Source organism: Roseateles sp. SL47, assembly GCF_026625885.1.
Lineage (GTDB): Bacteria > Pseudomonadota > Gammaproteobacteria > Burkholderiales > Burkholderiaceae_C > Roseateles.
This window is the reverse complement of sequence record NZ_CP113068.1, coordinates 5,725,503-5,751,743: the sequence shown is the minus strand read 5'-3', so window position 1 is coordinate 5,751,743 and position 26,241 is coordinate 5,725,503. Positions and strand designations below refer to the sequence as shown.

Sequence of the window (26,241 nt, the reverse complement as noted above, 5' to 3'; positions counted from 1 at the left end):
CATGGCCACTCCCACGGACCCTCGACTGGGCCTGGTGGCCGGCGAGGCCTCCGGGGACCTGCTGGCCAGCCTGCTGCTGCAGGCGCTGCAGTCGCGTTGGCCCGGCCTCACCAGTGCCGGCATTGGTGGCCCGAGGATGCAGGCGCTGGGTTTCCAGGCCTGGTGGCCCAGCCACAAACTGTCGATCTTCGGTTATTGGGATGCGCTCAAGAACATCCGCGAGCTGCTGTCCATCCGTCGGCAACTTGGTGACCGGTTGATCCAGGAGCGTCCGTCGGCCTTTGTCGGCGTGGATGCGCCGGACTTCAATTTTGGCCTGGAGCAGCGCCTGCGCGAGGCCGGCATCAAGACGGTCCACTTTGTCTGCCCGTCCATCTGGGCCTGGCGGGCGGAGCGGGTCCACACCATCCAGCGCAGTGCCGACCATGTGCTGTGCCTGTTCCCCTTCGAGCCCGAACTGCTGCAGCGCCACGGCATCGAGGCCACCTACGTGGGCCATCCGTTGGCCGACAAGATCCCGATGGAGCCGCCGCGCGAGGCGGCCCGTCAGCAGCTGGATCTGCCAGCGGATGCCACGGTGGTGGCGCTGCTGCCGGGCAGTCGCCGCAGCGAGCTCCACTACATCTTCCCGCCCGTGCTGGATGCGGCCCGCCGCATGCTGGCGGAGCGGCCCGGCCTGCGGCTGGTGGTGCCGGTGGCCCCCGGCCAGCGCGAACTGGCCGAGGCGCTGGTGCGTGCGCATGGCCACGGCCTGCCGCTGACACTGCTGGACGGCCAGGCGCATGAAGCCCTGGCGGCCTGTGATCTCACCCTGGTGGCCAGCGGCACGGCCACGCTGGAGGCAGCGCTGTTCAAGCGGCCCATGGTGATTGCCTACAAGCTGCACTGGTTCAATGCCTGGCGCATGAAAGGCAAGGCCCTGCTGCCCTGGGTCGGCCTGCCCAATGTGCTGGCCCGTGAGACGCTGGTGCCGGAATGCCTGCAGGACGACTGCACCGGTGAGAGGATCGCTCGGGAAGGCCTGGCCTGGCTGGACGACGCCCCGCGTCGTGAACGGCTGCGCGAGCGCTTTATCCAGATCCACGAGACGCTGCGCTGCAATACCGCGCAAAGGGCGGGCGATGCGATCGCGAAAATCCTTGGCGCCTGAACAACTCGGCCTGGACTGGCAGCGCGAAGGCCTGCTGGCGGGTGTGGACGAAGCCGGGCGAGGCCCGCTGGCCGGACCGGTGGTGGCGGCGGCCGTCATCCTGGACGACCTGCAGCCGATCAAGGGCCTCAACGACTCCAAGGTGCTCAGCGAAAAAAAACGCGAGCAGCTGTATGACGAGATCCGCGCCAAGGCGCTGTGCTTCTGCATTGCCGAGGCCACGGTCGAGGAGATCGATCGCATCAACATCCTGCAGGCCACGCTGCTGGCCATGCGCCGGGCGGTGGAAGGCCTGCGGCTGACGCCGGCCCAGGTGAAGGTGGATGGCAACCGGCTGCCGGTGCTGCGCATTCCGGCCGAAGCCATCGTCAAGGGCGATGCGCTGGTGCCGGCCATCTCGGCGGCCAGCATCCTGGCCAAGGTGCACCGCGACCGGCTGTGCATGCGCATGCATCAGGAGCATCCGCACTACGGCTTCGACAGCCACAAGGGCTACGGCACGCCGGAGCACCTGGAAGCTTTGCGTCTGCACGGCGCCAGCGCCTGGCACCGTACGAGCTTTGCTCCGGTGCGCATGTGCATGGAAGGTGTGCTGGACCGCCCCGGCGCCCCCGCGACGGCCTCCACCACCGTCACGACCACGATCATCACGGGCACCGCCAGTGTCAGCACCCCACGGCCCACCACGGTAGAGATTGAATGAGCAGCGGACCCCCCTGGTTGCCGATCACCGCGCGGGACAACCCGCAACTCCAGCGCCTGCGCAAGCTGGCACAGGACGCAAGCGCCTATCGCAAGATGGGGGGCGTCTGGCTGGAAGGCGACCATCTCGCACGTGCCGCGCTGCAGCGGGGCATGCGGCCAGCGCTGGCGCTCATCACCGATGTGGCTGCTCAGCAGGAATCTCTGCGGGCCCTGGCCGATCAGGCGCTGAAGGTGCTGGTGGTGTCCCCGGCACTGTTCAAGACCGTGTCCGGCCTGGAGTCCCCGGCGCAGATTGGCTTTGACCTGCAACTGCCGCCGCCCTGGCGCATCGACCCGCAGGCCGACTCGGTGGTGCTGGACCGGCTTCAGGATGCCGGCAACGTCGGCACCATCCTGCGCAGTGCAGCGGCGCTGGGCTTTCGCCAGGTGCTGGCGCTCAAGGGTACGGCAGCGCTGTGGTCGCCCAAGGTGCTGCGCGCCGGCATGGGGGCGCACTTCGGGCTGCGGCTGGTGGAAGGGCTGAGCGTGGCCGACCTCGACGCGCTGCGCGTGCCCCTGCTGGCCACCAGTTCCCACACCGATGCGCTGCTGCACGAGGCGGATCTGCCTTCGCCCTGCGCCTGGGTGATGGGGCATGAAGGGCAGGGGGTGGAGGACGCCCTCATGGCCCGCTGCGCGTTGCGCATCGGCATTCCGCAGCCGGGCGGTGAGGAATCGCTGAACGTGGCCAGCGCGGCGTCGATCTGCCTGTACGAATCCGCTCGCAGGCGCCTGACCCAAGCCTGAGGCCGGGCGCCGGAGCTTCAGTACATCAGACGATCCGGGCGGATGTCCCGCAGGATGGTGGTGGCGATCTCTTCGATCGACTTGTGCGTGGACGACAGCCACGAAATACCGGCCTTTTTCATCATCGTCTCGGCCTCGCGCACTTCATAGTGGCAGTTCATCAGGTCGGCGTATTTGCTGCCGGGGCGGCGCTCATTACGCACCTGGGCCAGGCGTTCCGGATCAATGGTCAGGCCGAAGCACTTCTTCCGGTGGGGCACCAGCAGGGAGGGCAGGGCACCCCGGTCAAAGTCTTCCGGGATCAGGGGATAGTTGGCCGCCTTGATGCCGTGCTGCATGGCCAGATACAGCGACGTGGGGGTCTTGCCGCAGCGGCTCACGCCCACCAGGATCACGTCGGCCGAATCCAGATTGCGAGCGGATTGCCCGTCATCGTGGGCCAGCGAGAAATTGATCGCTTCGATCCGGTCGTGATATTCCTGGCTTTTGGCCACATCGGAAAAGCGGCCCACGCGGTGGTTGGACTTCACCCGGAACTCGTCTTCCAGCGGCGCGATGAAGGTGCCGAACATGTCCAGCACCAGCCCTTCGCAGTGCTGGCGCACCACATTGAGCACCTCGCGGTTCACCAGGGTGGCAAACACGACGGGGCGTTGCCCTTCCCGGATGCCGGTCTCGTTGATCTCCTTGATCAACTGGTGGGCCTTGTCCGCGTTGTCCACAAAAGGACGGCGGACATGTCGGGCCTTGACCGAAAACTGGGCCAGGATGGAGTTACCGAAGGTTTCGGCAGTGATGCCGGTGCCATCCGAGACGAAGTACACGGTGTGCTGGGTCATGGCGTGCCTGTGGCGCGAGGGTGAAAACTGGGTGGGCCGGGTGAGGGCGGGTGAGGTCGGGGGACCTGGGGCGGGCACGATGCATGCCCAATCTGCCCGGAACGGTTCCGCGCAGTCCCCGAACCAGGGTTTACATCATAGAGGCGCGAACCCGTAGAATCGTCCGCAACTTGCCCCTGCCCATCATGAACGCCCCGCTGCGACGCCCACAAGAATCGACAACACCTGTCGCGCGCGCCGTTCTGTCCGCATGCTTTTCTGCCCTGCCGCGCGCCCGCTTGCGCGCTTCTTGGGGTGATGCCGTCCGGCATGCAAAGTCTGCAGGCGCTGGGGCCCCGGTTTCTCAACATCACGGAGTTTTCCCATGTCTGATGCACGCTTCGAGGCGACCGCCCTGGTTGTACCCTTCGAGAAACTGAGGATGACCGACGTCGAGTCGGTGGGCGGCAAGAACGCCTCGCTCGGCGAAATGATTTCCCAACTGGCGGATGCCGGGGTGCGCGTGCCTGGCGGTTTTGCCACCTCCGCTCACGCCTTTCGCGAATTCCTGAAATACGAAGGCCTGGATGCCCGCATCCAGCAGCGTCTGGCCGACCTCAACACCGATGACGTGCGTGCGCTGGCGGAGGCGGGTGCGCAGATTCGCGGCTGGGTGGAGGCGCAGCCCTTCCCCAAGGACCTGGAAGCGGCCATCCGGGCGGAATTCGCCCGTGTGACGACGGATCAGCCGGAAGCTTCGTTTGCCGTGCGTTCTTCGGCCACGGCCGAAGACCTGCCGGACGCGTCCTTCGCCGGGCAGCAGGAAACCTTCCTGAACGTCGTCGGCATTGAAGACGTGCTGCACAAGATGAAGGAGGTGTTTGCCTCCCTCTACAACGACCGTGCCATCAGCTACCGCGTCCACAAGGGCTTTGCCCACAGCGACGTGGCCCTGTCGGCGGGGGTGCAGCGCATGGTGCGTTCCGACCTGGGCGCAGCGGGTGTGATGTTCACCATCGACACCGAATCCGGCTTCAAGGATGTGGTGTTCATCACCTCCAGCTATGGTCTGGGCGAAACGGTGGTGCAGGGGGCGGTGAACCCGGACGAGTTCTATGTCCACAAGCCGGCGCTGACCCGCGGCAAGTTCCCCATCATCCGCCGCAACCTGGGCTCCAAGCTGATCCAGATGACCTTCTCCACGCCGGAGGAAAAGGCGGCGAGCGGCAAGCTGGTGAAGACGGTGGATGTGGAAGTGGAGCAGCGCAACCGCTACTCGCTCACCGATGACGATGTGATCCAGCTCTCGCGCTACGCGCTGATCATCGAGCAGCACTATGGCCGCCCGATGGACATTGAATGGGGCAAGGACGGCCAGGACGGCCAGCTCTACATCCTGCAGGCGCGCCCGGAGACGGTGAAGAGCCAGGCCGAAGGCCAGGTGGAGCAGCGCTACAAGCTCAAGGGCCAGGGGACGGTGCTGGTGGAAGGCCGGGCCATTGGCCAGAAGATCGGCACGGGCCCGGTGCGCCTGGTTGAAAGCGTCGCCGAAATGGAGCGTGTGCAGCCGGGTGACGTGCTGGTCACGGACATGACCGACCCGAACTGGGAGCCGGTCATGAAGCGCGCCAGCGCCATCATCACCAATCGCGGCGGCCGCACCTGCCACGCGGCCATCATTGCCCGCGAACTGGGCATTCCGGCCGTGGTGGGGTGCGGCGATGCCACCGACAAGCTCAAGGACGGCCAACTGGTCACGGTGGCTTGCTCGGAAGGTGACACCGGCTACATCTACGACGGTCTGCTGGAAACGGAAGTCAGCGAAGTCCACCGCGGCGAGCTGCCTTACTGCCAGGTGAAGATCATGATGAACGTGGGCAACCCGCAGCTGGCTTTCAACTTTGCGCAGATGCCCAACAACGGTGTGGGCCTGGCACGTCTTGAGTTCATCATCAACAACAACATCGGCGTCCACCCGAAAGCCATCCTCGACTATCCGAATGTCGACACCGACCTCAAGAAGGCGGTGGAATCGGTGGCTCGTGGCCACGCTTCTCCGCGCGCCTTCTATGTGGACAAGCTGGCCGAAGGCATTGCCACCATTGCGGCGGCATTCTGGCCGCAGCCGGTGATCGTGCGGCTCTCCGACTTCAAGAGCAACGAATACCGCAAACTCATTGGCGGATCGCGTTACGAGCCGGACGAAGAGAACCCGATGCTGGGGTTCCGGGGGGCATCGCGCTACATCAGCGGCGAATTCTCGGATGCGTTTGCCATGGAATGTGAGGCGCTCAAGCGGGTGCGCAATGACATGGGGCTGACCAACATCGAGATCATGGTGCCCTTTGTGCGGACAGTCACCCAGGCCGAAAAAGTGGTGGCGATGCTGGCCGAGCGCGGCCTCAAGCGGGCGGCCAATGGTGGCAAGGACGACCTGCGCGTCATCATGATGTGCGAAGTGCCGAGCAATGCCATCCTGGCGGAGAAGTTCCTGGAGCATTTCGACGGCATGTCCATCGGTTCCAACGACCTGACGCAGCTCACGCTGGGCCTGGACCGCGACTCCGGCCTGGAATTGCTCTCGGGCGACTTCGATGAACGGGACCCGGCGGTGAAGGCCTTGATCTCGCGCGCCATTGCGGCCTGCCGCGCGACTGGCAAGTACGTGGGCATCTGCGGCCAGGGCCCCAGCGACCATCCTGACTTTGCCGACTGGCTGGCGGAGGAAGGGATTGTGTCGATCTCTCTGAACCCTGACACCGTCATTGAAACCTGGACGCGTCTGGCCAAGAAATAAGCCGGACGGGTGCCCCCCCAGGGGGCCCGCACCTCCCCCCCCAAGGGCAGCTCAGCTGCCCTTTTCTATTGGTGCCGCGCTACGCGCCTCAGGGGGGGTATTGGGCATTTGGATGATGGTCTGGACGACAGGTCTGAGTGGGATGGCCTCTGTGTGGGGGAGAGCGGATACGGAGGCCATCCCGGGACGCGCTCCCTGGTGCAGGAAACAACCGATGCCAGGCATCCTCGATGAAGAGGAAGATCCCTCCCACGATGCCTCTCCCCGAATCTTCCGCCTCCCGCACCAGCTTCCGTCGGCAACTGAACCGCAACTATGCCGCGTACACCCTGGGCGTGGTTCTGCTTGTTGTTGTGCTGGGTGTTTTGGAGCGCTGGGGCCTCCCCAAGCAATGGTTGGGATTCAGTTTCCTGCTGCTGACGGTGATGGTCTACGCCGGCATTGGAATTTTGAGCCGCACCACCGACCCGGAGGAGTACTACGTGGCGGGCCGTCGCGTCCCTGCGTTCTACAACGGCATGGCGGCCGGCGCGGACTGGATGAGTGCGGCGTCGTTTCTTGGCATGGCGGGGAGTTTGTACCTCTCTGGCTATGGCGGATTGGCGTTTGTTCTGGGCTGGACGGGCGGTTTCTGTCTGGTCGCCTTGCTGCTGGCGCCTTACCTGCGCCGGTTTGCGCGTTTCACGGTTCCTGACTTCCTGGCGGAGCGTTTTGACAGCCGTGGCTTACGGGTGATGGGGGCCGCGGCTGCGGTGCTGGTCTCGTTCATTTATTTGGTGGCGCAGATCTACGCCGTGGGGTTGATCACCACGCGGCTGACGGGTCTGACCTTTGAGATTGGCGTGTTTGTTGGCTTGGGGGGAGTGCTGGTGTGCAGCTTCCTGGGGGGCATGCGGGCGGTGACGTGGACGCAGGTGGCGCAGTACATCATCATGATCCTGGCGTATGTGCTGCCGGTCATGTGGTTGTCGGTGCAGCAGACGGGGTGGCCCTTGCCGCAACTCACGGCGGGGCAGCAGCTGCAGCACATCACGGCGCGGGAAGAGACCTTGCTGAGGGATGCCAAAGAGCTGGAAGTGCGCGCCCTGTATGAACGCAGCGCACGGGACTATGAGCGCATGGTGGCGGAGCTGCCGCAGTCGCTGGACCTGGAGCGGCAGGCGGCGTCTCAGCGGATTGCGCGACTCAAGGGGGAGGATGCGCCGCTGGCGCAGATCCAGGCGGCGGAAAAGCAGCGGGCCGCGTTGCCCCGTACCGAAGCGCAGGCCCGGGAGCAATGGAGCTGGGCGGCGCGCCAGCAGCACCAGCGGGCCCAGCCACTGGCGGGCATGCCGCCGCATGCCGAGCCGTTTGCCGGCAACCCGGACGGCACACCGCAGGAGCGCGAAGCATTCGACCTCTCCCGCCGCAACTTCCTGGCGCTGGTGCTGGTGCTGATGGTGGGCACGGCCGGCCTGCCGCACATCTTGACCCGCTACTACACGACCCCCAGCGTCGCTGAGGCCCGAACCTCCGTGGCCTGGTCGCTGTTTTTCATCGCGCTGCTCTACCTGAGTGCGCCGGCTCTGGCGGTCCTTCTCAAGCATGAGGTCTTTACCCACCTCGTGGGGATGCCGATCGCCGAACTGCCCTCCTGGGTGCGGCAATGGATGCGGATCGACCCCGCCTTGCTCAGCATCCAGGACGTCAACCAGGATGGGATTCTGCAGCTGGCTGAACTGCGCCTGGGGGGCGATGTCATCATGCTGATCACCCCTGAACTGGCTGGGCTTCCCTACGTACTGGCCTCCATGGTGGCCGCTGGTGCCCTGGCTGCTGCACTCTCCACTGCGGATGGCCTGCTGCTGACCATCTCCAGCGCACTTTCTCACGACATCTACTACCGCGTGCTGCACCCCACCGCGTCCGCCACCCAGCGCGTCACGGTGTCCAAAGCACTGCTGCTGGCCACCGCGCTCGCAGCCGCTGCCGTTGCCACGCAAAAACCGGCCGACATCCTGCTGCTGGTTTCCGCCGCCTTCTCCCTGGCCGGGGCGACCCTGGTCCCCGTGCTGGTGGGCGGGATCTTCTGGCGCCGGGCCAACAAGCAGGGGGCCGCCGCCGCCATGCTGGTGGGCCTGGGCGTCACGCTGTATTACATGATCAGTGCCCATGCCGGCCTGCGCCAGGCCCTGGGCGTCCCGGGTGACCCGCAGCTCTGGTGGGGCATCCAGCCGGTGGCGGCTGCTCTTTTCGGCCTCCCGGCGGGTGTCGCTGCCCTCATTGTGGTCAGTTTGCTCACGCCTGTGCCCCCCGCCTCGGCCCAGGCCGTCCAGCGCCGCCTGCACGAAGTGTCCGCTTGATTCCCCCCACGCACCACCACGCCGGTGGACGCCACCCCCACACTTGCATTAGAATCGCGGGCTTCCCTTGCCGGACCCAGGACTTGACGCTGGGGTTCGGCTTTCAGACGCTCTGAAACCCACAAGGAGTATTTATGCGTCATTACGAGATCGTTCTGCTGATCCATCCGGATCAAAGCGAACAAGTTCCGGCCATGCTGGAGCGCTACAAGGGCCTGGTCATCAACGGTGGTGGCAAGGTGCATCGCGTGGAAGACTGGGGCCGCCGTCAACTGGCCTACATGATCCAGAAGCTGGCGAAGGCACATTACCTGTGCCTGAACATCGAGGCCTCCAAGGAAATCCTGGGTGAACTCGAAACCGGTTTCCGCTTCAACGACGCCGTGCTGCGTCACCTGACCGTTGCCAAGGACAAGGCTGAAACCGCCCCCTCGGTGATGATGAAGGCTGTTGAGCGCGAAGAAGCCCGCAAGGCTCCCCAAGAAGCGTCCGCCTGAACTGGCCAGCGCGATTCCTGAAGTTTTCTGTATCTGACTCAGCCGCTCGTTGAACGCAGGTTTCTGAACTTTGTTGCATGAACCATCTGGGATGAACCACCTGGTTTTACACGCAAGGATTCTGGAGCTCGCCGCAGTCCGCTACACCCCCGCCGGTCTCCCGGCCCTGGATGTGATGCTCACGCATGAATCCCAGGTCGAAGAAGCCGGGGCCCGCCGCAAGGTGGCCCTGGAGATCAAGGCGGTGGCCGTGGGCGAGATTGTGAAACGGGTGCAGGCGCTGGGCCTGACGGACCACGCGGTGTTTACCGGGTTTCTGTCAGCGCAGCGACAAGGCCGAGGGACGGTGTTTCATATCACCGGCCTGGAGCACTGAGCCGGCAGAGCACTTCACACAAGGTTCGCGCATCGTTTTATCTGGATAGATTCTCAAGAGGTCAATATGCCCCCGCCACGTGGTAAAGGTCGGTTCTCGAAGGACCGCAAGCCCAAGCGCAACCAACAATCGCTGCTGTTCCGCCGCAAGCGTTTCTGCCGCTTCACCGTCGCCGGTGTTGAACAGATCGACTACAAGGATGTCGACACGCTGCGCGACTTCGTCAGCGAAAACGGCAAGATCGTGCCCGCTCGCCTGACCGGTACGCGCGCTTTCTACCAGCGTCAGCTGTCGGTCGCCATCAAGCGCGCCCGCTTCCTGGCTCTGCTGCCCTACAGCGACCAGCACAAGGTCTGAAGAGGAGTAGAACCATGCAAGTGATCCTGCTTGAAAAGGTGGCCAACCTCGGCAACCTGGGTGACGTCGTTAAGGTCAAGGACGGCTACGCTCGTAACTTCCTGATCCCGACCCGCCGCGCTCGTCGCGCCACCGAGTCCGCGATCAAGGAATTCGAAGCCAAGCGCGCTGAACTGGAAAAGGCTGCTGCTGAAAAGCTGGCTGCTGCCCAGTCCGTCGGTGAGCAACTGAACGGCAAGACCGTCACCATCAGCCAGAAGGCTGGCGTGGACGGCCGTCTGTTCGGCTCCGTCACCAACGCTGACATCGCTGAAGCACTGACCAAGTCCGGCATCGCCGTGACCAAGTCGCAAGTGCGTCTGCCCAACGGTCCTCTGAAGACCGTCGGCGAATTCACGGTCACCGTGGCTCCGCACACCGACGTGGTGTCCGAAGTGACGGTGCAGATCGTCGCCGAAGCCGAGTAATTGGCACATACCCAGGGTTGGCGGCTCCGTCCGGGGCTGCCACCATAGGGTGAACGAAAGCCGACAGCTGAAGAGCCGTCGGCTTTCGGCTTTTTGGGGTCGAGGTTGTCCACCGGATGTCCTCGGCTCTCCAGAGCTTTCCCAACGCTTTTACACAGAGTTGTCCACATGTCCGCGATCTTCTCCGCCAACCCGCCCGGTTCCGGCGCCCGCGACGACGATGTCGCCCGCCTGCGTGTGCCGCCCAACTCCGTGGAGGCTGAACAAAGCGTGCTGGGAGGCTTGCTGATCGACAACACGGCCTGGGACAAGGCCGCAGACACGCTCAGCGACACCGACTTCTATCGCTTCGAGCACAAACAGATCTACGCGGCCATCGGCAAACTGGTCAACGCTGGCAAACCGGCGGACGTGGTGACCGTGTTCGAGGAACTCACCTCGCTGGGCAAGGCGGAAGAGTGCGGCGGCCTGGCCTATCTCAATGCCTTGGCGCAGGGCGTGCCGAGCGCTGCCAACCTGCGGCGTTATGCGGAAATCGTCCGTGAGCGCGCCATCCTGCGCAAGCTGGTGGCCACCTCCGATGAGATCGCCACCGCAGCGCTGAACCCGCAAGGCCGTCCGGTCAACGAGATTCTGGACGAGGCCGAAGGCAAGATCTTCCGCATCAACGAAGAAGGCTCGCGCGGCGGCCAGGGTTTCCAGAGCATGGACCGGCTGATGGTCGAGCTGATGGACCGGGTCAATGAACTGGCCGAGCAGGGCGCCGAAGACGTCACCGGCGTGCGCACCGGCTTCTTCGACCTGGACCGCATGACGGCCGGCCTGCAAAAAGGCGACCTGATCATCCTGGCAGCCCGTCCTTCCATGGGCAAGACGGCATTTGCCATCAACATCGGCGAATCGGTGGCCATCAACGAAGGGCTGCCGGTCGTTATCTACTCCATGGAAATGGGCGCCGCCCAGCTGGCGCTGCGGATGGTGGGCTCCATCGGCCGCATCGACCAGAGCCACCTGCGAACCGGCCGCCTGCAGGACGACGAGTGGGGCCGCCTGGCCGAAGCCGTCGACAAGCTGGGCAACGCGCCGATCTTCATCGATGAAAGCCCGGGCCTCTCGCCCAGTGAAGTCCGTGCCCGAGCCCGACGCCAGGCGCGTATCTGCGGCCAACTGGGCCTCATCATCATCGACTACCTGCAGCTGATGAGCGGCAATGGTGGCGGCAGTGAAGAAAACCGGGCCACCGTGGTGGGCGAAATCTCGCGGGGCCTGAAGGCCCTGGCCAAGGAACTGCGCTGCCCGGTGATTGCCTTGTCCCAGCTCAACCGTTCGGTGGAAACGCGCCCGGACAAGCGCCCCATGATGTCCGACCTGCGCGAATCCGGCGCCATTGAACAGGATGCGGACATCATCATGTTCATCTACCGCGACGAGTACTACACCAAGGACGAGTGCAAGGAACCGGGCGTGGCCGAGATCATCATCGCCAAGCAGCGTAACGGCCCGGTGGGTACGGTGAAGCTGGCCTTCCAGCGGCAGAACACCAAGTTTGAAAACCTGGCACCGGGGTATGTCAGCCCGGGCGGCGACGAGTATTGAGATGGGCGGAGAAGCAGCCGTATTGGAAACCGATGTCGTTGTCATCGGCGCAGGCGCCGCCGGCCTGATGTGTGCCGCCAAAGCGGGCGCACGCGGGCGGCGGGTGCTGGTGCTGGACCATGCCAACAAGGCCGGCAAGAAGATCTTGATGTCCGGCGGCGGGCATTGCAACTTCACCAATCTCTACACCGAGCCTGCGAATTTCCTTTCGCAGAACCCGCACTTCTGCAAATCGGCGCTGGCCCGCTACACGCAGTGGGATTTCATTGCCCTGGTCCACAAGCATGGGGTGCCACACCATGAGAAAAAGCTGGGGCAGCTTTTCTGTGATGGGAAGTCCATCGACATCCTGAAGATGCTGCTGGCCGAATGCGAGGCGGTGTCGGCGCAGGTGCAGCTCAACACCACCATTGAAAAGATTGAGCGGCTTGAACACGTGACCGGCTACCTGCTGCACACCACGTCAGGCCCGGTGCGTTGCAGCTCACTGGTGATCGCCACCGGCGGCCTGTCGATTCCCACCATGGGTGCCACCGGCTTCGGTTATGACGTTGCCCGTCAATTCGGCCATCAGGTGCTGCCCACGCGTGCCGGTCTTGTGCCGTTCACCATCACCGACCAGCTCAAGGAGCTCTGCACGGAACTGTCCGGGACCTCGGTCGATTGCCTGGTGAGCTGCAATGGCAAGAGCTTCCGCGAGAACATCCTCTTCACCCACCGCGGCCTCAGTGGCCCGGCCATTCTGCAGATCTCGTCCTACTGGCTGCCCGGGCAGGCGGTCGAGATCAATCTCCTGCCGGACCGGTCTGTCCCGGACTGGCTGCAGCAGCAGCGCCTGGACCGACCCAATGCCGAACTCAAAACGCTGCTGGGAGAGGTCTTCACCAAGAAGATGGCGCAATTGCTCTGCGAGCAGTGGTTCAGCTCCAAACCCATCAAGCAGTACACCCATGCCGAGCTGGCAGCGATCGCCGACAAGCTCGCCGCCTGGCAGGTGGTGCCCGCCGGCACCGAGGGCTACCGCACGGCCGAAGTGACGCTGGGCGGGGTGGACACCCGCGAGGTGTCGTCCAAGACGATGGAATCGCTCAAGTCCCCCGGCCTCTACTTCATCGGCGAGGTGCTGGACGTGACCGGCCACCTGGGCGGCTTCAACTTCCAGTGGGCCTGGGCCTCGGGGAACGCAGCGGCTCAGTTCGTCTGACTTCCGCCGCTCGGGCTCCACACATCCCGTGTTTCATCCTCTCGCCCAACTTGGGCGATCTCTGTACTCGCTTTCGCTATCTAGGTAGTAACGCTAACCCATTGATGCAAGGCAGTATCTTCTGATGGTCTCCTGGGTACCAATCTGGCATTTCCGGATCGGTATCGTTCATGGCGTCGGCGCTGGTTCTACCGCGTTGAACATGAAAACCAACAAACAGGAGACTCCCAGATGCACGCTTCCTTTCGAGTCGCGCGCGCCGCCCGTGTGGCGGTGGCCGCTGCGGCTGCGGTGTTGTCGTTCGCCGGCGCCGCACGCGCTCAGACCGAACTGGTCATCGCCACGGTCAACAACGGCCACATGATCGAAATGCAAAAGCTCAGCAAGCATTTCGAGCAGGCCCATCCCGACATCAAGCTCAAATGGGTCACCCTGGAAGAGGGTGTGCTGCGCCAGCGCGTCACAACCGACATCGCCACCAAAGGCGGCCAGTTCGATGTGATGACCATTGGCCTGTACGAAGCGCCGATCTGGGGCAAGAAGGGCTGGCTGCAAGAGCTCAAGCCGGATGCGTTCTATGACGTGGACGATCTGCTGCCCGCCGTGCGCAGCGGGCTGTCGGTGGACGGCAAGCTGTTCGCTGCGCCGTTCTACGCCGAAAGCTCGATGCTGATGTACCGCAAGGACCTGGCCGACAAGGCCGGTGTGCAGCTGCCGGAGCGTCCCACCTGGCCACAAATCAGGGATCTGGCGGCCAAGATCCATGATCCGAAAAATGGGGTGTATGGCATCTGCCTGCGTGGCAAGCCGGGCTGGGGTGACAACATCGCCCTGATCACCACCATGGCCAACACGTTTGGGGGCCAGTGGTTTGACATGCAATGGAAGCCGCAACTGGAGTCCAGGCCGTGGAAGGACGCGGTCAACTTCTATGTGGACCTGCTGAAGAACTACGGCCCTCCCGGATCGGCGGCCAACAGCTTCAATGAAATCCTGGCGCTGACCAGTTCCGGCAAGTGCGGCATGTGGGTGGACGCGACGATCGCGGCCTCGTTCGTGTCGGATCCGAAGCAGTCGAAGGTGGCGGCGCAGATGGCGTTTGCCCAGGCGCCGACGATGAACACGCCCAAGGGCGCGAACTGGCTGTGGTCGTGGAACCTGGCGATTCCGGCCGGGTCGAAGAAGGTTGCCGCCGCGCAGACCTTCATCACCTGGTCGACCAGCAAGGAGTACATCCAGTTGGTGGCCAAGACCAATGGCTGGGCGAATGTGCCAACCGGCACTCGCAAGAGCACCTATGCGAGCCCGGAGTTCCAGAAGGCGGCCCGGTTTGCTGCGGCTGAGAAGACAGCGATTGATTCGGCCAATCCGACCGATGCAACGCTGCCGAAGAGCCCGTATGTGGGCGTGCAGTTCGCCGCGATTCCCGAGTTCCAGGCCATTGGTATTGCCGTGGGGCAGCAGATGAGCGCCGCACTGGCAGGCCGCACATCGGTGGACGATGCTCTGAAAGCCAGCCAGGTCACGGCCGACCGCGAGATGCGCAAAGCCGGCTACTACAAATGAACAAGTAGCCGTCAGGCTACTGCGCGGTCCGATCTGCCGGTGGTGTTCCTCGCCGTACAGGAGTACGGCTCCGGTACAGCACCGGCACCTCGGACCGCTCGCTACGCCTGCCAGCCACTTGTTCCCTCAGTGGCTACATCGTCTCGACGCCTCACCGCCTCACCGCCTCGCTGTCTCGCGAACTCGCCTCGTGGCCCCCTCGACCCCCTGTTGTTGAGTCCAGGATTCCGATGAAACGCCTGCTCCCCCGTCTGTTGTTGGCCCCGGCCATGACCACGCTCTTCCTCTGGATGATCGTGCCGCTGGGGATGACGATCTATTTCTCGTTCATCCGCTACAACCTCATGCAGCCCGATCAGTCGGGCTTTGCAGGATTCGAGAACTTCGAGTTCTTCATCACCGACCCGTCTTTCGGCACCGCCGTGGTCAATACCGGCCTGCTGCTGGGCAGCGTGATCCTGGCCACCGTGGTGCTGGGTGTGCTCATCGCGCTGCTGGTCAACAACCCCTTCCCAGGACGCGGCATCGTGCGCGTGCTGCTGATCTCCCCGTTCTTCGTCATGCCCACCGTCAACGCCCTGTTGTGGAAGAACATGATGATGAACCCCATCTACGGCGTACTCGCCCAGGTGTGGATGTTCTTCGGCGCCCAACCCGTCGACTGGCTCACCGACCACCCGCTGTTCTCCGTCATCGTGATGGTGTCCTGGCAGTGGCTGCCCTTCGCCGCCCTCATCTTCATGACCGCGCTGCAAAGCATGGACCATGAACAGCTCGAAGCCGCCCGCATGGACGGCGCCACCTACCTCCAGCAACTGCGCCACCTCTACCTGCCGCACCTCGGCCGCTCCATCGCCGTGGTGGTGATGATCGAGCTGATCTTCCTGCTGAGCGTCTTCGCCGAGATCTACACCACCACCGGCGGCGGACCCGGCGACGCCAGCACCAATGTCACCTTCCTCATCTTCAAGCAGGCCCTGCTGAACTTCGATGCCGGCGTGGCTTCCGCCGGCGCCCTGTTCGCCGTGCTGCTGGCCAACGTCGCCGCCGTGTTCCTGATCCGCCTGGTCGGCAAGAACCTGGACAAATAAGGAGCGCCCCGCATGACCTCCCGTCGTCGTTCCGCCTTCCCCGTGGCCCAGGCCCTGCGTGCCGCCACGGCCTGGGCCGTCGCCCTGCTGCTGTTCTTTCCGCTCGGATGGCTGTTCCTCACCGCCTTCAAGTCGGAGTTGCAGGCCATTGCCGTGCCCCCGCTGCTGCTGTTCTCCCCCACCCTGGAGAACTTCCATGAGGTGCAGGCCCGCAGCGATTACCTGCTCTATGCGAAGAACTCGGTGATCACCAGCGTGTGCTCCACCTTGCTCGGCCTGCTGCTGGCCGCACCAGCCGCCTACGCCATGGCCTTCTTCCGCAGCAAATACACCCGCGACATCCTGATGTGGATGCTCTCCACCAAGATGATGCCGGCCGTCGGTGCACTGGTCCCCATCTACGTGCTGGCGCAGAAGAGCCATCTGCTGGATACGCAACTGGCGTTGATCATCGTCTTTGCGCTGTCCAACCTGCCCATCATGGTGTGGATGCTGTATTCCCACTTCAAGGACATCCCGCCGGAGATCCTGGAGGCCGCCCGCATGGACGGCACCACCCTGTGGCAGGAAGTGCGGCTGGTGCTGCTGCCGCTGGGCATGGGCGGCATTGCCTCCACCGGGCTGCTGTGCCTGGTGCTGTCGTGGAATGAAGCCTTCTGGAGCCTCAACCTCAGCGCCGCCAAGGCCGGCACGCTGGCCACGCTGATCGCCTCCTACTCCAGCCCCGAAGGCCTGTTCTGGGCCAAGCTGTCCGCGGCCTCGCTGATGGCCATTGCACCCATCGTTGTGTTTGGCTGGTTCAGCCAGAAGCAGCTGGTGCAAGGCCTCACCTTCGGCGCTGTCAAGTAAGCCGCCCCCTCCGACTTTTTGCAGTCCAGATTTCAGGAACCACTGTCATGGCCTACCTTCAACTGCGCGGCGTCGAAAAATTCTTTGGCCGCCATCGCGCCATCAAGGGCATCGACCTCACCATCAACAAGGGCGAGTTCATCGTCTTCGTCGGGCCTTCGGGCTGCGGCAAGTCCACACTGCTGCGGCTGATCGCCGGCCTGGAAGGCATCGACGGCGGCACGCTGGCGCTGGATGGTCGGGACATCACCGACCTTCCCTCCAGCAAACGCGACCTCGCGATGGTGTTCCAGAGCTATGCGCTCTATCCCCACATGAGCGTGTACGAGAACATGAGCTTTGCGCTCAAGCTGGCCAAGGTGGACCCGGCCGTCATCCGCGAGAAGGTGGAGCGCGCCGCCACCACGCTCAACCTCACCGCCTATCTGGAACGCACCCCCAAGGAGCTGTCCGGCGGCCAGCGCCAGCGTGTGGCCATCGGCCGCGCCATTGTGCGGGCGCCCAAGGTCTTCCTGTTTGACGAGCCACTGTCCAACCTGGATGCCGCCCTGCGCGGCCAGACCCGGGTGGAGATCGCCAAGCTGCATCGCGAGCTGGGCGCCACCACCATCTATGTGACCCATGACCAGGTCGAGGCGATGACCCTGGCCGACCGCGTGGTGGTGTTGCGTGACGGTCTGATCGAACAGGTCGGCACGCCGCTGGAGCTGTACGACCGTCCCGCCAATCAATTCGTGGCCCAGTTCATCGGCACGCCGCAGATGAATGTGGTGCCGGCCGGGCAATTGCCGGCCAGCATGCGGCAGCAAGGCCCGCTGTCGACTGCGGAGGGCGCCATCGGCTTGCGTCCCGAGGCGGTGAGCGTGCTGCCCAAGGGGCAGGGCGCCGTGGCGGGGCGGGTGGAGCTGGTGGAAGCACTCGGCGCCGAAACCCTGCTGTATGTGCGCACCGCTGAGGGCGCTCAACTGGTAGCGCGCCAGAGCGAACGCACCCGGCTGCAGGCGGGCGACGACGTCTCCGTCAACGTCGCCACCGACCAGGCCCATTGGTTCGACAGCGCTGGCCGCGTGGTGCAAAGCGCCGCGCACTGACCCCCCCCACCCCTCACTGCCATGACCACTGTTCAAGACACGCTCACCATCCTGCATCTGGGCCTGGGTTCCTTCCACCGGGCCCATCAGGCGGTCTATCTGCATGAGCTGCATCAGCTGGGCGACACCCAGTGGGTGCTGGCCGGCGGCAATCTGCGGCCGGACATGCCCGAAACCATCGCCGCCCTTCAAGCGCAGGGCGGCGCCTACACGCTCGAAACGGTCACGGCCCAGAGCGAGCGCATCTACACCTGGATCGAATCCATCCGCACTGTGGTGCCCTGGACGGAAGATCTGGCGGGCCTGGTGGCCATTGCCGCCGAGCCGGGCACCCGCATCATTTCCTTCACCGTCACCGAAGCCGGTTATTACCTGGACAGCCGCCATCAGCTCGACTGGGACAGCGCCCCGGATCTCAAGGCCGATCTGGCCGCCCTGCAGCAAGGCCGCGCCGGCAGCACCTTGTATGGGGCGCTGACGACCTTGCTGCGAGCCCGCATGAAGGCCGGCGCCGGGGATGTGACGCTGCTGAACTGCGACAACCTGCGCCACAACGGCGAGCGCTCGCGCAGCGGTCTGCTGCAATTCGTGCGGGCGTTGGGCGACGACGCGCTGGCGCAGTGGATTGAAGCGCACACCACCAGCCCCAATGCCATGGTGGACCGCATCACTCCGCGCCCCACGGCGGAAGTGGCTCAACGGGTGCAAGCTGCCACCGGCCGCCAGGATGGCGCCGCGCTGATGGGCGAAAGCTTCATCCAGTGGGTGATTGAAGACCGCTTCATCAACGGCCGCCCGGCCTGGGAGCGTGTGGGCGTGGAACTGGTGGATTCGGTGGCCCCCTATGAGGAAGCCAAGATCCGCCTGCTCAATGCCACTCACAGCTGCATCGCCTGGGCCGGCACCCTGGTGGGCTACCGCTTTATCCATGAAGGCACGCATGACCCGGCCATTCTTCGGCTGGCCTACAACTACGCCACCGACGACGCCATCCCGGTGCTGCAGCCCAGCCCGATCGATCTGGCGGCCTATCGCGACGTGGTGCTGGAACGCTTTGGCAATCCTGCCATCGCCGACACCAACCAGCGTGTGGCGATGGACGGTTTCAGCAAGATTCCCGGCTTCATTGCACCCACCCTCCGTGAGCGGCTGGCGCGCGGGCAGGGCATTCAAAGCGTGGCGGTGCTGCCGGCCTTGTTCCTGGCCTATCTGAAGCGCTGGCATGAAGGCCGGATTCCCTACACTTACCAGGATCAGGCCATGGACCCCGCTGCGGCACATGCCCTCTGTGAAGCGGCCGATCCGGTCGCGGCCTTTGCGGCGGACCAGGTGTTGTGGGGAGAATTGGCCGGTGATCCGCGGCTGGTGCAGGCACTGCGTGACGCATCGGCGAAGGTCAGTCAGTTTGTCGCCGACCACAGCGGTGCTGCCAAGCCCTGATCTCAAACCCTGGGAGTGTTCATGTCTTCGCTTCATGCCTTGCCGCGCCAGACCAAGCCCGAGCTTGAGCATGCTTTCTCGCGTTCGCCCGAGCTGGGTTATGAGCCGCCTGAAACGGCCGGGTTCATCCGCTGCCTCTCGCACGGTTTTCCCACGCCGCTGGCCCGCTGGCACTACCACGACGAATACGAGCTGCACCTGATCACCGCGTCATCGGGCAAGGTGTTCGTCGGTGATTGGATCGGCCAGTTCCAGCCTGGCCAACTGGTGCTCACCGGCCCGCGGCTGCCCCACAACTGGATCAGCATGGACGTGCCGGAGGCGGGTTACCCGCAGCGCGACCTGGTGGTGCAATTTCCGCATGAGCCGTTGGCCGCCGCCTGCGAAGGGATTGCCGAGCTGCGCGAGGTGCTGCCGCTGCTGGAGCGGGCGCGGCACGGCATCGAATTCTTCGGGCTGCAGGCGCAGGCGACGGAGCATTGGCAGCGCATCAAGTCCAGCCAGGGGCTCGCCCGTTTTGCGGCGTTCTGCAACTGGATGAGCGAGCTGGCGCGCTGCACCGACTTCCGGCTGCTCTCCAGCGCCCAATTGCAAAGCGAAGACAGCGACACGCAACTGGCGCAGATCAATGCCGTGGTGAGCCGCATCACCGACAACCTGGCAGCCCCCGTCTCGGCGGCTGACCTGGCCCGCGAACTGGGCATGACAGAAAGCCGCTTCTCCCGCTTCTTCCGGCGGGCCACCGGCAACACCTTCACCGACTTCGTGAATCTCATCCGCGTCAACCGGGCCTGCCAACTGCTGCAGGAATCGGAGCGCTACATCACCCACATCGCCTACGAAGTGGGCTTCAACAACATGGCCAATTTCAATCGCCGCTTTCTGGACATCAAGGGCATGACGCCCAGTGAATACCGCAAGCAGGCGGCGGGTCGCTTCGGGGCTCGATAGGCCCGCGGCTCCCAGCTTCCGCGTCCCAGCTTCCGCATTCCAGTTTCAGTTGGCCTCCGAGGGCCGTCACTCCATGACTCAAGATCCTTCCCCCCAACCGTCGTCGCACGACCCTTCCACCCTTCAGGTGGCGGTGGCCGGAGAGGCGCTGATCGACCTCATCCGGCGTGAGGACGGCAGCTATCTGCCTTGCCTGGGCGGTGCGCTCTACAACCTGAGCCGGGCGCTGTCGCGTCAAGGGGTGGGCACGCACTATCTCAACCCCTTGTCCCGCGACCGGTTTGGCCGCGAGCTCACAGCCCAACTGAAGGCTGATGGTGTGCAACTGGCGGTGCCGGAAGCGGTGCCGCAGGTCACCTCGCTGGCGGTGGTGAACCTCGATGCCCAGGGGCACCCGGACTACGCCTTCTACCGTGAGGGCGTGGCGGACCGGGCCATTACCGCCGCCGGGCTCAACGCCGCCTGCCAGGCGCTGCCCGGGCTGCAGGTGGTCTGCAGCGGCGCGCTGGCGCTGGATGCACGGGATACGGCGCTGTATCTGCCCTGGCTGCAGGCACAACGCGCGGCGGGCCGCTGTGTGGTGGTGGATGCCAATCTCCGGCCCTCGGTCATGCCGGACCTGCAGACCTACCGGGTGGCGGTGCATGCGGCGCTGGCGCATGCCCACATCATCAAGGTCAGCGATGAAGACCTGCACCACCTGGATGTGCCCGGCAAGGATGTGCTGGACCGTGCCCGCTGGCTGCTGGAAGACAACCCGGCCTGTGAATTGCTGGCGCTGACGCTGGGGGCGGAGGGCGCGTGGCTGCTGCAGCGCTCGGGCGCCGGGTGCTTTGCCAAGGAAGCGGCGCCGCTGAGGGTGGTGGACACGGTGGGGGCGGGGGACAGCTTCCTGGCGGGTTTGCTGGCCTTCCTGCTGCGGCAGGCGCAGGCATCGGCGGCGACGCACTTTGCGCGGGAACTGGCGGGTCTGTCCGCCGAGACCTGCCAGCGCGCGCTGCGACACGCGCTGGCCAGCGCGAGTTTGTGCGTGCAAGAGCAGGGTTGCGTGCCACCGAGCTGGGACGTGGCCAGCGCTTGGGCGGTGGAGCATCGGGCGCAGGGGCGGGTGGTGTAGCTACTCCGCATCCCCTTGCCGCCCCGGCGATGCGGCCTCAAAGGCCGGGAGCGCCATGCAATGCGTCCACACCCGTTCAATACGGGGATACGCATCCAGCGCAACGCCGAACCGCAGTGCATTAAACACCTGCGGCACCAGCACCACATCCGCCATCGTGGCTTGATCCCCAACGCAAAAGCCGCTGGCGTTCTGCGGCAACCGTTGCTCGATCGAGGCAAAGCCCAGCTGAATCCAATGCTGCACCCACGCGCGCCGCTGGTCATCGCTGGCGCCGAAACTGGCCGTCAGATGCTGCAGCACCCGCAGGTTGTTCACCGGGTGGATTTCGCAGGCGACATCCAGTGCCAGGCTGCGGATGAAGGCCCGGTCTTCTGCGGAGCCCGGCAGCAAGGGGGGCTGCGGATATCGCTCCTCCAGAAACTCCAGGATGCTCAGCGACTGCGTCAGCACCCGTCCTTCCGTCTGCAGCACCGGGAGCAGTTCCGACGGGTTCAGCGCCTTGAAGGTGGCCTGATGATGCTCCCCACCCCCGCGCACCAGATGCACCGGGATGCTCTCGTAGGCCAGCCCCTTGAGCTTGAGCGCAATCCGCACCCGGAAGGCCGCTGAACTGCGGAAGTAAGTGTGCAAGGTCAGCATGGTGCTCTCCCACCCATTTGGCGCATCAGGTCCTGGGCTGCTGCCTGCAGCCGCGTGGCGATCCATCCCTCCCAACTGGCATCAAAAGCGCCGGAGGGGCCGATGGCCGTGAGCGACAGGGCCAGTTGCGTCTCGCTATCAAACACTGGCACCGCCAGCGCACTCACGCCTTCCACGATGCTGTCCACCGACCGGTGCATGCCCCGGCCCCGAACTTCGGCCAGCAGGCCGACAAACTGATCCCAGGTGGGCGCAGGCGTTTCCGGCGCACGGCTGCCGGGGCGGCGGGTGAGGTCCATGTCGCCCAGGCGCTGGAAGTCGGCCCATAAAGCCTTCACCTCATCGAGCGGGCGGTAGGCGGCAAACAGCGGCCCGGAGGCGGTGTTCCACAACGACACCACCGTGCCATGGCGCATCGTCACATGGATGGGGGCCGGTGAGGCCGCCGTCCGCACGATGGTGGCTCCATGCGAACCCCACACGGCAATGGCCACGGTGTGGCCCAACTCGGTGGCCAGGGTGTCCAGCGCCGCAGAGGCCAAGCGGATCGGGTCCACCTGCTGGATGCCGATCAGCCCCATTTCCATGGCCAGCGGCCCCAGGCCGTAATAGCCCGTGGTCGGGTCCTGGCTCATCAACCCCAGTTTGCAAAAGCTCACCAGATACGGATGGGCCTTCGCGGCGCTCATTTCCGCCGCCTGCGACAGGGTTTTCAGCGGTAACGGATGCCCCTGCGCGGCAGCCGCCTTCAGCAGCCGGCCGCCAACTTCAATGCTCTGGATGCCCCGCCGGTCATCCCCCCGCTCGGCACTGTCACCCCGGTCACCACGGTCACTCCGGTCTTCGGTCTGGTCTTCGATGCTCATCGCTGGTCTGACGTCTGACAGCCTCATTCGCTGCGGCCTCACGCTGCAAGGTCTCGGGCGCAAGGCCCCACTTTCAGCATTGTTGAATAAATTCAACGCCGTCGGCTATATTTGCCATTATGTAATGCATTCTCTTTGGATGAATGGAGACCCTGTCATGAGCAAGCAGTTCGCCAGCCACGCCGACCTGGAAGAAAAGCGGGTCTCCTTCGTCAAGCTCAGCGCCAATGCCTATGCCTATACGGCGGAAGGGGACCCCAACACGGGCGTCATCATTGGCGACGATTCGGTGATGGTGATCGACACCCAGGCCACCCCGTCCATGGCGCAGGATGTCATCCGTCGCATCCGGGAGGTGACCAACAAGCCCATCGAGTACGTCGTGCTGAGCCACTATCACGCGGTGCGGGTGCTGGGCGCCTCTGCTTATCAGCCCCGTCACATCATTGCCAGCCGTGACACCTACGACCTGATCGTGGAGCGCGGCGAGCAGGACAAGGCCAGTGAAATCGGCCGCTTCCCGCGGCTCTTTCGCAATGTCGATTCGGTGCCCCCGGGCCTCACTTGGCCGACCCTCACCTTTCAGGGGGCGATGAGCCTGTGGCTGGGCAAGCTGGAAGTGCAATTGCTGCAGTTGGGGCGCGGTCACACCAAGGGGGACACCGTCGTCTGGCTACCTCAGCAGAAGATCCTGTTTTCCGGCGACCTGGTGGAATTCGATGCCACGCCCTATGCGGGCGATGCCTATTTTGGCGAGTGGCCGCAGACGCTGGACCGGCTGGCCGCGCTGCATCCGGTGGCACTGGTGCCGGGGCGGGGCGCCGCTTTGACGACGCCGGACGCGGTGGCCCAGGGCCTGGCCGGCACCCGCGCCTTTATTGCCGACCTGCACGCGTCGGTGAAGGCTGGCGTGGCGGCCGGCAAGGACCTGACATCGGTCTACAAGGACACCTACGCCGCCATGAAGCCAGCCTATGGCCACTGGGTCATCTTCGACCACTGCATGCCCTTCGACGTCACCCGCTGCTTTGATGAGGTGACCGCCCATCCGCATCCCCGCATCTGGACCGCCCAGCGCGACATCGAGATGTGGAAGGCTCTGGAGGGCTGACAAGCACCGCTGGGTCGTTGCAATACGTTGCCTGCAAGGTGGCGGCAGAGCCGATGGTGGCGGCGGAGGCGGTAGAGGCGGTAGAGGCGGGGCAGGAGACAAGGCATGACACAAGAACCAGGGCCCATGGTGGACCCTCAGACGGTGGTGTTTCCCTACCGTCGCCATGCGGACCAGGGCGCGCCCGGGATGGCGCCGGTGCGTCACCCGGTGGTGGTGGTGGGCGCAGGGCCGGTGGGCCTGTCCTTGGCCATCGACCTGGCGCAGCAGCAGGTGCCGGTGGTGCTGCTCAACAAGGACGGCCGGCTCTCGGTCGGCTCTCGGGCCTTGTGCTTTGCCCAACGTACCCTGGAGATCTTCGACCGTCTCGGTTGCGGCCAGCGTCTGGTGGAGCAGGGCGTGTCCTGGCATGTGGGCCGTGTGTTCTTCCGGGACCAGCAGGTCTATCAATTCGATCTGCAGCCGGAGCCTGGCCATCAGCGCCCCGCCTTCATCAACCTGCAGCAATACCATGTCGAGGCCGGTCTGGTGGCCCGTGCGCAGCAATTGCCGCTGCTGGACCTGCGGTGGCATCACGAGGTGGTGGCAGTGCAGTCGGGCCCACAAGATCCTTCGGTGATGCTCACCATCCGGACGCCGGACGGGGACTACTGTCTGCAGGCCGACCATGTGGTGGCCTGCGACGGTGCCCGCTCCCCCGTGCGCCACCTGATGGGCCTGGACACACAGGGCCGCAGTTTCCGGGACCGTTTCCTGATTGCGGATGTCCGCATGCAGGCGCCGTTTCCTGCGGAGCGCTGGTTCTGGTTTGATCCCCCGTTCCACCCAGGCCAGAGTGTGCTGCTGCATCGCCAACCGGAGGGCGTGTGGCGCATTGATTTTCAGCTGGGCTGGGAGGCGGACCCCGAGCGGGAGAAGCGCCCGGAGCACATCCTGCCGCGTGTGCGCACGCTGATGGCCGAGGCCTCGCGTGCGGCCGGGGGCCCTGGCGACGTGCCGGAGATGGAACTGGTGTGGGCCTCGGTGTACACCTTTGCCTGCACGCGCATGCAGCGCTTCCGTCATGGGCGTGTACTGTTTGCAGGCGACGCTGCGCATGGCGTCTCACCCTTTGGCGCGCGGGGGGCCAACTCCGGCATCCAGGACGCTGACAACCTGGCGTGGAAACTGGCATGGGTGATCCAGGGGCGGGCACCGGATGCATTGCTGGAGACCTATGCACGGGAGCGCGAACAGGCGGCGGACGACAACATCCGCCACTCCAGCCGCTCGACGGACTTCATCACGCCCAAGAGCGACATCAGCCGGGTGTTCCGCACAGCCGTGCTGGACCTCGCGCGGGACTTCGACTTCGCACGCAAGCTGGTCAATAGCGGGCGACTCTCCACGGCAACGACGCTGGTGGGCTCGGTGTTGAGCACGGCGGACGAAGAGGCCTTTGCGGGGAGCATCGCGCTGGGGGCGCCGTTGGCGGATGCACCGGTGATGCGGGTGGCGCGCTCAGAAGTGACAACGGGGCTTGGTCTTGATGCCTGCACTCCTGCAGCTGGTGATGGACTTGCTGCTGCCGCTGCCGCTGGTGCTGGTGCTGGTGCTGGTGCTGGTGCTGGTGCTGATGCTGATGCTGATGCTGATGCTGATGCTGATGCTCGTGCTCGTGCTCGTGCTGACATTGGCGCAGACGCAGACGCAGAAGCGCCGTATTGGCTGCTGCGCCACACCGTGTCTGGGCGCTTTACGGTGATGATGTTCACCGACGCCGCCGCCCCATCAGACGCGCTGCATCCGATCATTGCCGCCGTTCTCCAGGCATTTGTCGGCCTGCCGCGACCTCTCCTGCTGGTGCTGACCCGGCCCTCTGCCAGCGGACGAAGCGTCCGCCTGGCCTCCCCTCTACGCCCCGATGTGTTGGTCGATCGGCCCAAAGGGCAGCCCCTTGCTCAATCATTTGCTCAGCCCTTTGCTCAGCCCTTTGCCCAGTCCAGCGACCAGTCCTTCAACCCATCCGTGGATATCCGCCTGCTGCACGATCCCCACGGCCTGGCGCACGCCCGCTACGACGGACAGCCCGGCACCGTCCTGCTGCTGCGCCCGGACCAGCATCTATGCGCCCGCTGGCGTGAGCCGGACGCTCGGCGCTTGCGCGCCGCCGTGCTCCGCGCCGTGGCTTCCCCTCAAACCGCCACCGTGCCAGAGGCGTTGGCATGCCACTGATCACCGCCCCACATCTGGAATCACCAGACGACTTCTACGAGGCCTTGCTGCGCGCGCATCAAGACCTCTCGCCAGACGACAGTCATGCCTTCAATGCAAGGTTGATCCTGCTGCTGGCCAATCACATCGGCCACCTGGACGTGTTGAAAGAAGCGCTGGCGGCTGCCGGCGCCCCACGCCCGAATGTTCCTCCTTCCGCATGAATCCT

The 26,241-nt window shown here is 64.7% G+C and carries 24 protein-coding genes; 21 read left to right on the top strand and 3 right to left on the bottom strand.

All coding sequences use genetic code 11. The features are described from left to right. Position 1 precedes the first annotated feature (1 nt). From lpxB to OU995_RS24930, 3 genes are read left to right on the top strand one after another with little or no spacing between them, the layout of a single operon-like run. Complete coding sequence (gene lpxB / locus OU995_RS24940; RefSeq protein ID WP_267832879.1) at positions 2–1,150, top strand: lipid-A-disaccharide synthase; 1,149 nt, start codon at positions 2–4, stop codon at positions 1,148–1,150. Further along, entirely contained in the window at positions 1,122–1,853 is a 732-nt protein-coding gene (rnhB, locus tag OU995_RS24935) for a ribonuclease HII (RefSeq protein ID WP_267832878.1), read from the top strand. Before lpxB ends, rnhB begins: the two co-directional genes overlap by 29 nt. After that, complete coding sequence (locus tag OU995_RS24930) at positions 1,850–2,641, top strand: TrmH family RNA methyltransferase (RefSeq protein ID WP_267832877.1); 792 nt, start codon at positions 1,850–1,852, stop codon at positions 2,639–2,641. Before rnhB ends, OU995_RS24930 begins: the two co-directional genes overlap by 4 nt. Positions 2,642–2,658: 17 nt before the next feature. On the opposite strand, the gene ppsR is transcribed toward OU995_RS24930, so the two are convergent. Beyond that, positions 2,659–3,480, bottom strand: a complete 822-nt coding sequence (gene ppsR, locus OU995_RS24925) for a pyruvate, water dikinase regulatory protein (RefSeq protein ID WP_267832876.1) — start codon at positions 3,478–3,480, stop codon at positions 2,659–2,661. Between the two features lie 364 nt (positions 3,481–3,844). On the opposite strand from ppsR, the gene ppsA reads away from it, so the two are divergent. From ppsA to OU995_RS24850, 15 genes are all read left to right on the top strand, one after another. Beyond that, the gene (gene ppsA, locus OU995_RS24920; protein WP_267832875.1) at positions 3,845–6,256 is read left to right on the top strand and encodes a phosphoenolpyruvate synthase; all 2,412 of its coding nucleotides are present in this window, start codon (positions 3,845–3,847) and stop codon (positions 6,254–6,256) included. Between the two features lie 254 nt (positions 6,257–6,510). Continuing rightward, on the top strand, positions 6,511–8,598 hold the full coding sequence (locus OU995_RS24915) for a sodium:solute symporter family protein (protein WP_267832874.1): 2,088 nt from the start codon (positions 6,511–6,513) through the stop codon (positions 8,596–8,598). Between the two features lie 134 nt (positions 8,599–8,732). Next, positions 8,733–9,095, top strand: coding sequence for a 30S ribosomal protein S6 (rpsF, locus tag OU995_RS24910; protein ID WP_267832873.1), 363 nt, complete (start codon positions 8,733–8,735; stop codon positions 9,093–9,095). A 91-nt stretch (positions 9,096–9,186) separates the two neighbouring features. After that, a complete protein-coding gene (priB, locus tag OU995_RS24905) occupies positions 9,187–9,471 on the top strand; it encodes a primosomal replication protein N (protein WP_267832872.1) in 285 nt (94 codons plus the stop codon). 66 nt (positions 9,472–9,537) lie between these two features. Next, positions 9,538–9,828: a 30S ribosomal protein S18 gene (gene rpsR / locus OU995_RS24900; protein WP_267832871.1), complete on the top strand. Its 291-nt coding sequence runs from the start codon at positions 9,538–9,540 to the stop codon at positions 9,826–9,828. Between the two features lie 14 nt (positions 9,829–9,842). Next, positions 9,843–10,295, top strand: coding sequence for a 50S ribosomal protein L9 (gene rplI / locus OU995_RS24895; protein ID WP_267832870.1), 453 nt, complete (start codon positions 9,843–9,845; stop codon positions 10,293–10,295). 168 nt (positions 10,296–10,463) lie between these two features. After that, positions 10,464–11,891 (top strand): replicative DNA helicase, encoded by a 1,428-nt coding sequence (dnaB, locus tag OU995_RS24890; protein WP_058934372.1) that lies wholly within the window; start codon positions 10,464–10,466, stop codon positions 11,889–11,891. 1 nt (position 11,892) lies between these two features. Further along, complete coding sequence (locus OU995_RS24885; RefSeq protein WP_267832869.1) at positions 11,893–13,095, top strand: NAD(P)/FAD-dependent oxidoreductase; 1,203 nt, start codon at positions 11,893–11,895, stop codon at positions 13,093–13,095. A gap of 231 nt (positions 13,096–13,326) precedes the next feature. Beyond that, positions 13,327–14,661, top strand: a complete 1,335-nt coding sequence (locus OU995_RS24880) for an ABC transporter substrate-binding protein (RefSeq protein ID WP_267832868.1) — start codon at positions 13,327–13,329, stop codon at positions 14,659–14,661. A 230-nt stretch (positions 14,662–14,891) separates the two neighbouring features. Then, positions 14,892–15,752, top strand: coding sequence for a carbohydrate ABC transporter permease (locus OU995_RS24875; protein WP_267832867.1), 861 nt, complete (start codon positions 14,892–14,894; stop codon positions 15,750–15,752). A 12-nt stretch (positions 15,753–15,764) separates the two neighbouring features. Next, positions 15,765–16,601: a carbohydrate ABC transporter permease gene (locus OU995_RS24870; RefSeq protein WP_267832866.1), complete on the top strand. Its 837-nt coding sequence runs from the start codon at positions 15,765–15,767 to the stop codon at positions 16,599–16,601. A gap of 47 nt (positions 16,602–16,648) precedes the next feature. Further along, the gene (locus tag OU995_RS24865; protein WP_267832865.1) at positions 16,649–17,692 is read left to right on the top strand and encodes an ABC transporter ATP-binding protein; all 1,044 of its coding nucleotides are present in this window, start codon (positions 16,649–16,651) and stop codon (positions 17,690–17,692) included. A gap of 21 nt (positions 17,693–17,713) precedes the next feature. Then, a complete protein-coding gene (gene dalD / locus OU995_RS24860; protein ID WP_267832864.1) occupies positions 17,714–19,132 on the top strand; it encodes a D-arabinitol 4-dehydrogenase in 1,419 nt (472 codons plus the stop codon). Between the two features lie 21 nt (positions 19,133–19,153). Continuing rightward, entirely contained in the window at positions 19,154–20,083 is a 930-nt protein-coding gene (locus OU995_RS24855; RefSeq protein ID WP_267832862.1) for an AraC family transcriptional regulator, read from the top strand. Between the two features lie 73 nt (positions 20,084–20,156). Continuing rightward, positions 20,157–21,200 carry a PfkB family carbohydrate kinase gene (locus tag OU995_RS24850; protein ID WP_267832860.1) on the top strand — a complete coding sequence of 348 codons (1,044 nt, stop codon included), beginning with the start codon at positions 20,157–20,159 and terminating at the stop codon, positions 21,198–21,200. On the opposite strand, the gene maiA is transcribed toward OU995_RS24850, so the two are convergent. Together maiA and OU995_RS24840 are read right to left on the bottom strand one after the other, a co-directional pair. Further along, on the bottom strand, positions 21,201–21,842 hold the full coding sequence (maiA, locus tag OU995_RS24845) for a maleylacetoacetate isomerase (protein WP_267832858.1): 642 nt from the start codon (positions 21,840–21,842) through the stop codon (positions 21,201–21,203). It lies immediately after the preceding gene. Continuing rightward, positions 21,836–22,708 carry an IclR family transcriptional regulator gene (locus OU995_RS24840; RefSeq protein ID WP_267832856.1) on the bottom strand — a complete coding sequence of 291 codons (873 nt, stop codon included), beginning with the start codon at positions 22,706–22,708 and terminating at the stop codon, positions 21,836–21,838. The genes maiA and OU995_RS24840 overlap by 7 nt, the downstream gene beginning before the upstream one ends. A gap of 157 nt (positions 22,709–22,865) precedes the next feature. Here OU995_RS24840 and OU995_RS24835 point away from each other — a divergent pair, with 157 nt between their 5' ends. From OU995_RS24835 to OU995_RS24825, 3 genes are all read left to right on the top strand, one after another. Continuing rightward, positions 22,866–23,819 carry an MBL fold metallo-hydrolase gene (locus OU995_RS24835; RefSeq protein WP_267832855.1) on the top strand — a complete coding sequence of 318 codons (954 nt, stop codon included), beginning with the start codon at positions 22,866–22,868 and terminating at the stop codon, positions 23,817–23,819. 105 nt (positions 23,820–23,924) lie between these two features. Beyond that, the gene (locus tag OU995_RS27625; RefSeq protein WP_420714760.1) at positions 23,925–26,033 is read left to right on the top strand and encodes an FAD-dependent oxidoreductase; all 2,109 of its coding nucleotides are present in this window, start codon (positions 23,925–23,927) and stop codon (positions 26,031–26,033) included. After that, on the top strand, positions 26,024–26,236 hold the full coding sequence (locus OU995_RS24825) for a DUF2783 domain-containing protein (RefSeq protein ID WP_267832853.1): 213 nt from the start codon (positions 26,024–26,026) through the stop codon (positions 26,234–26,236). The genes OU995_RS27625 and OU995_RS24825 overlap by 10 nt, the downstream gene beginning before the upstream one ends. Positions 26,237–26,241: the final 5 nt, after the last annotated feature.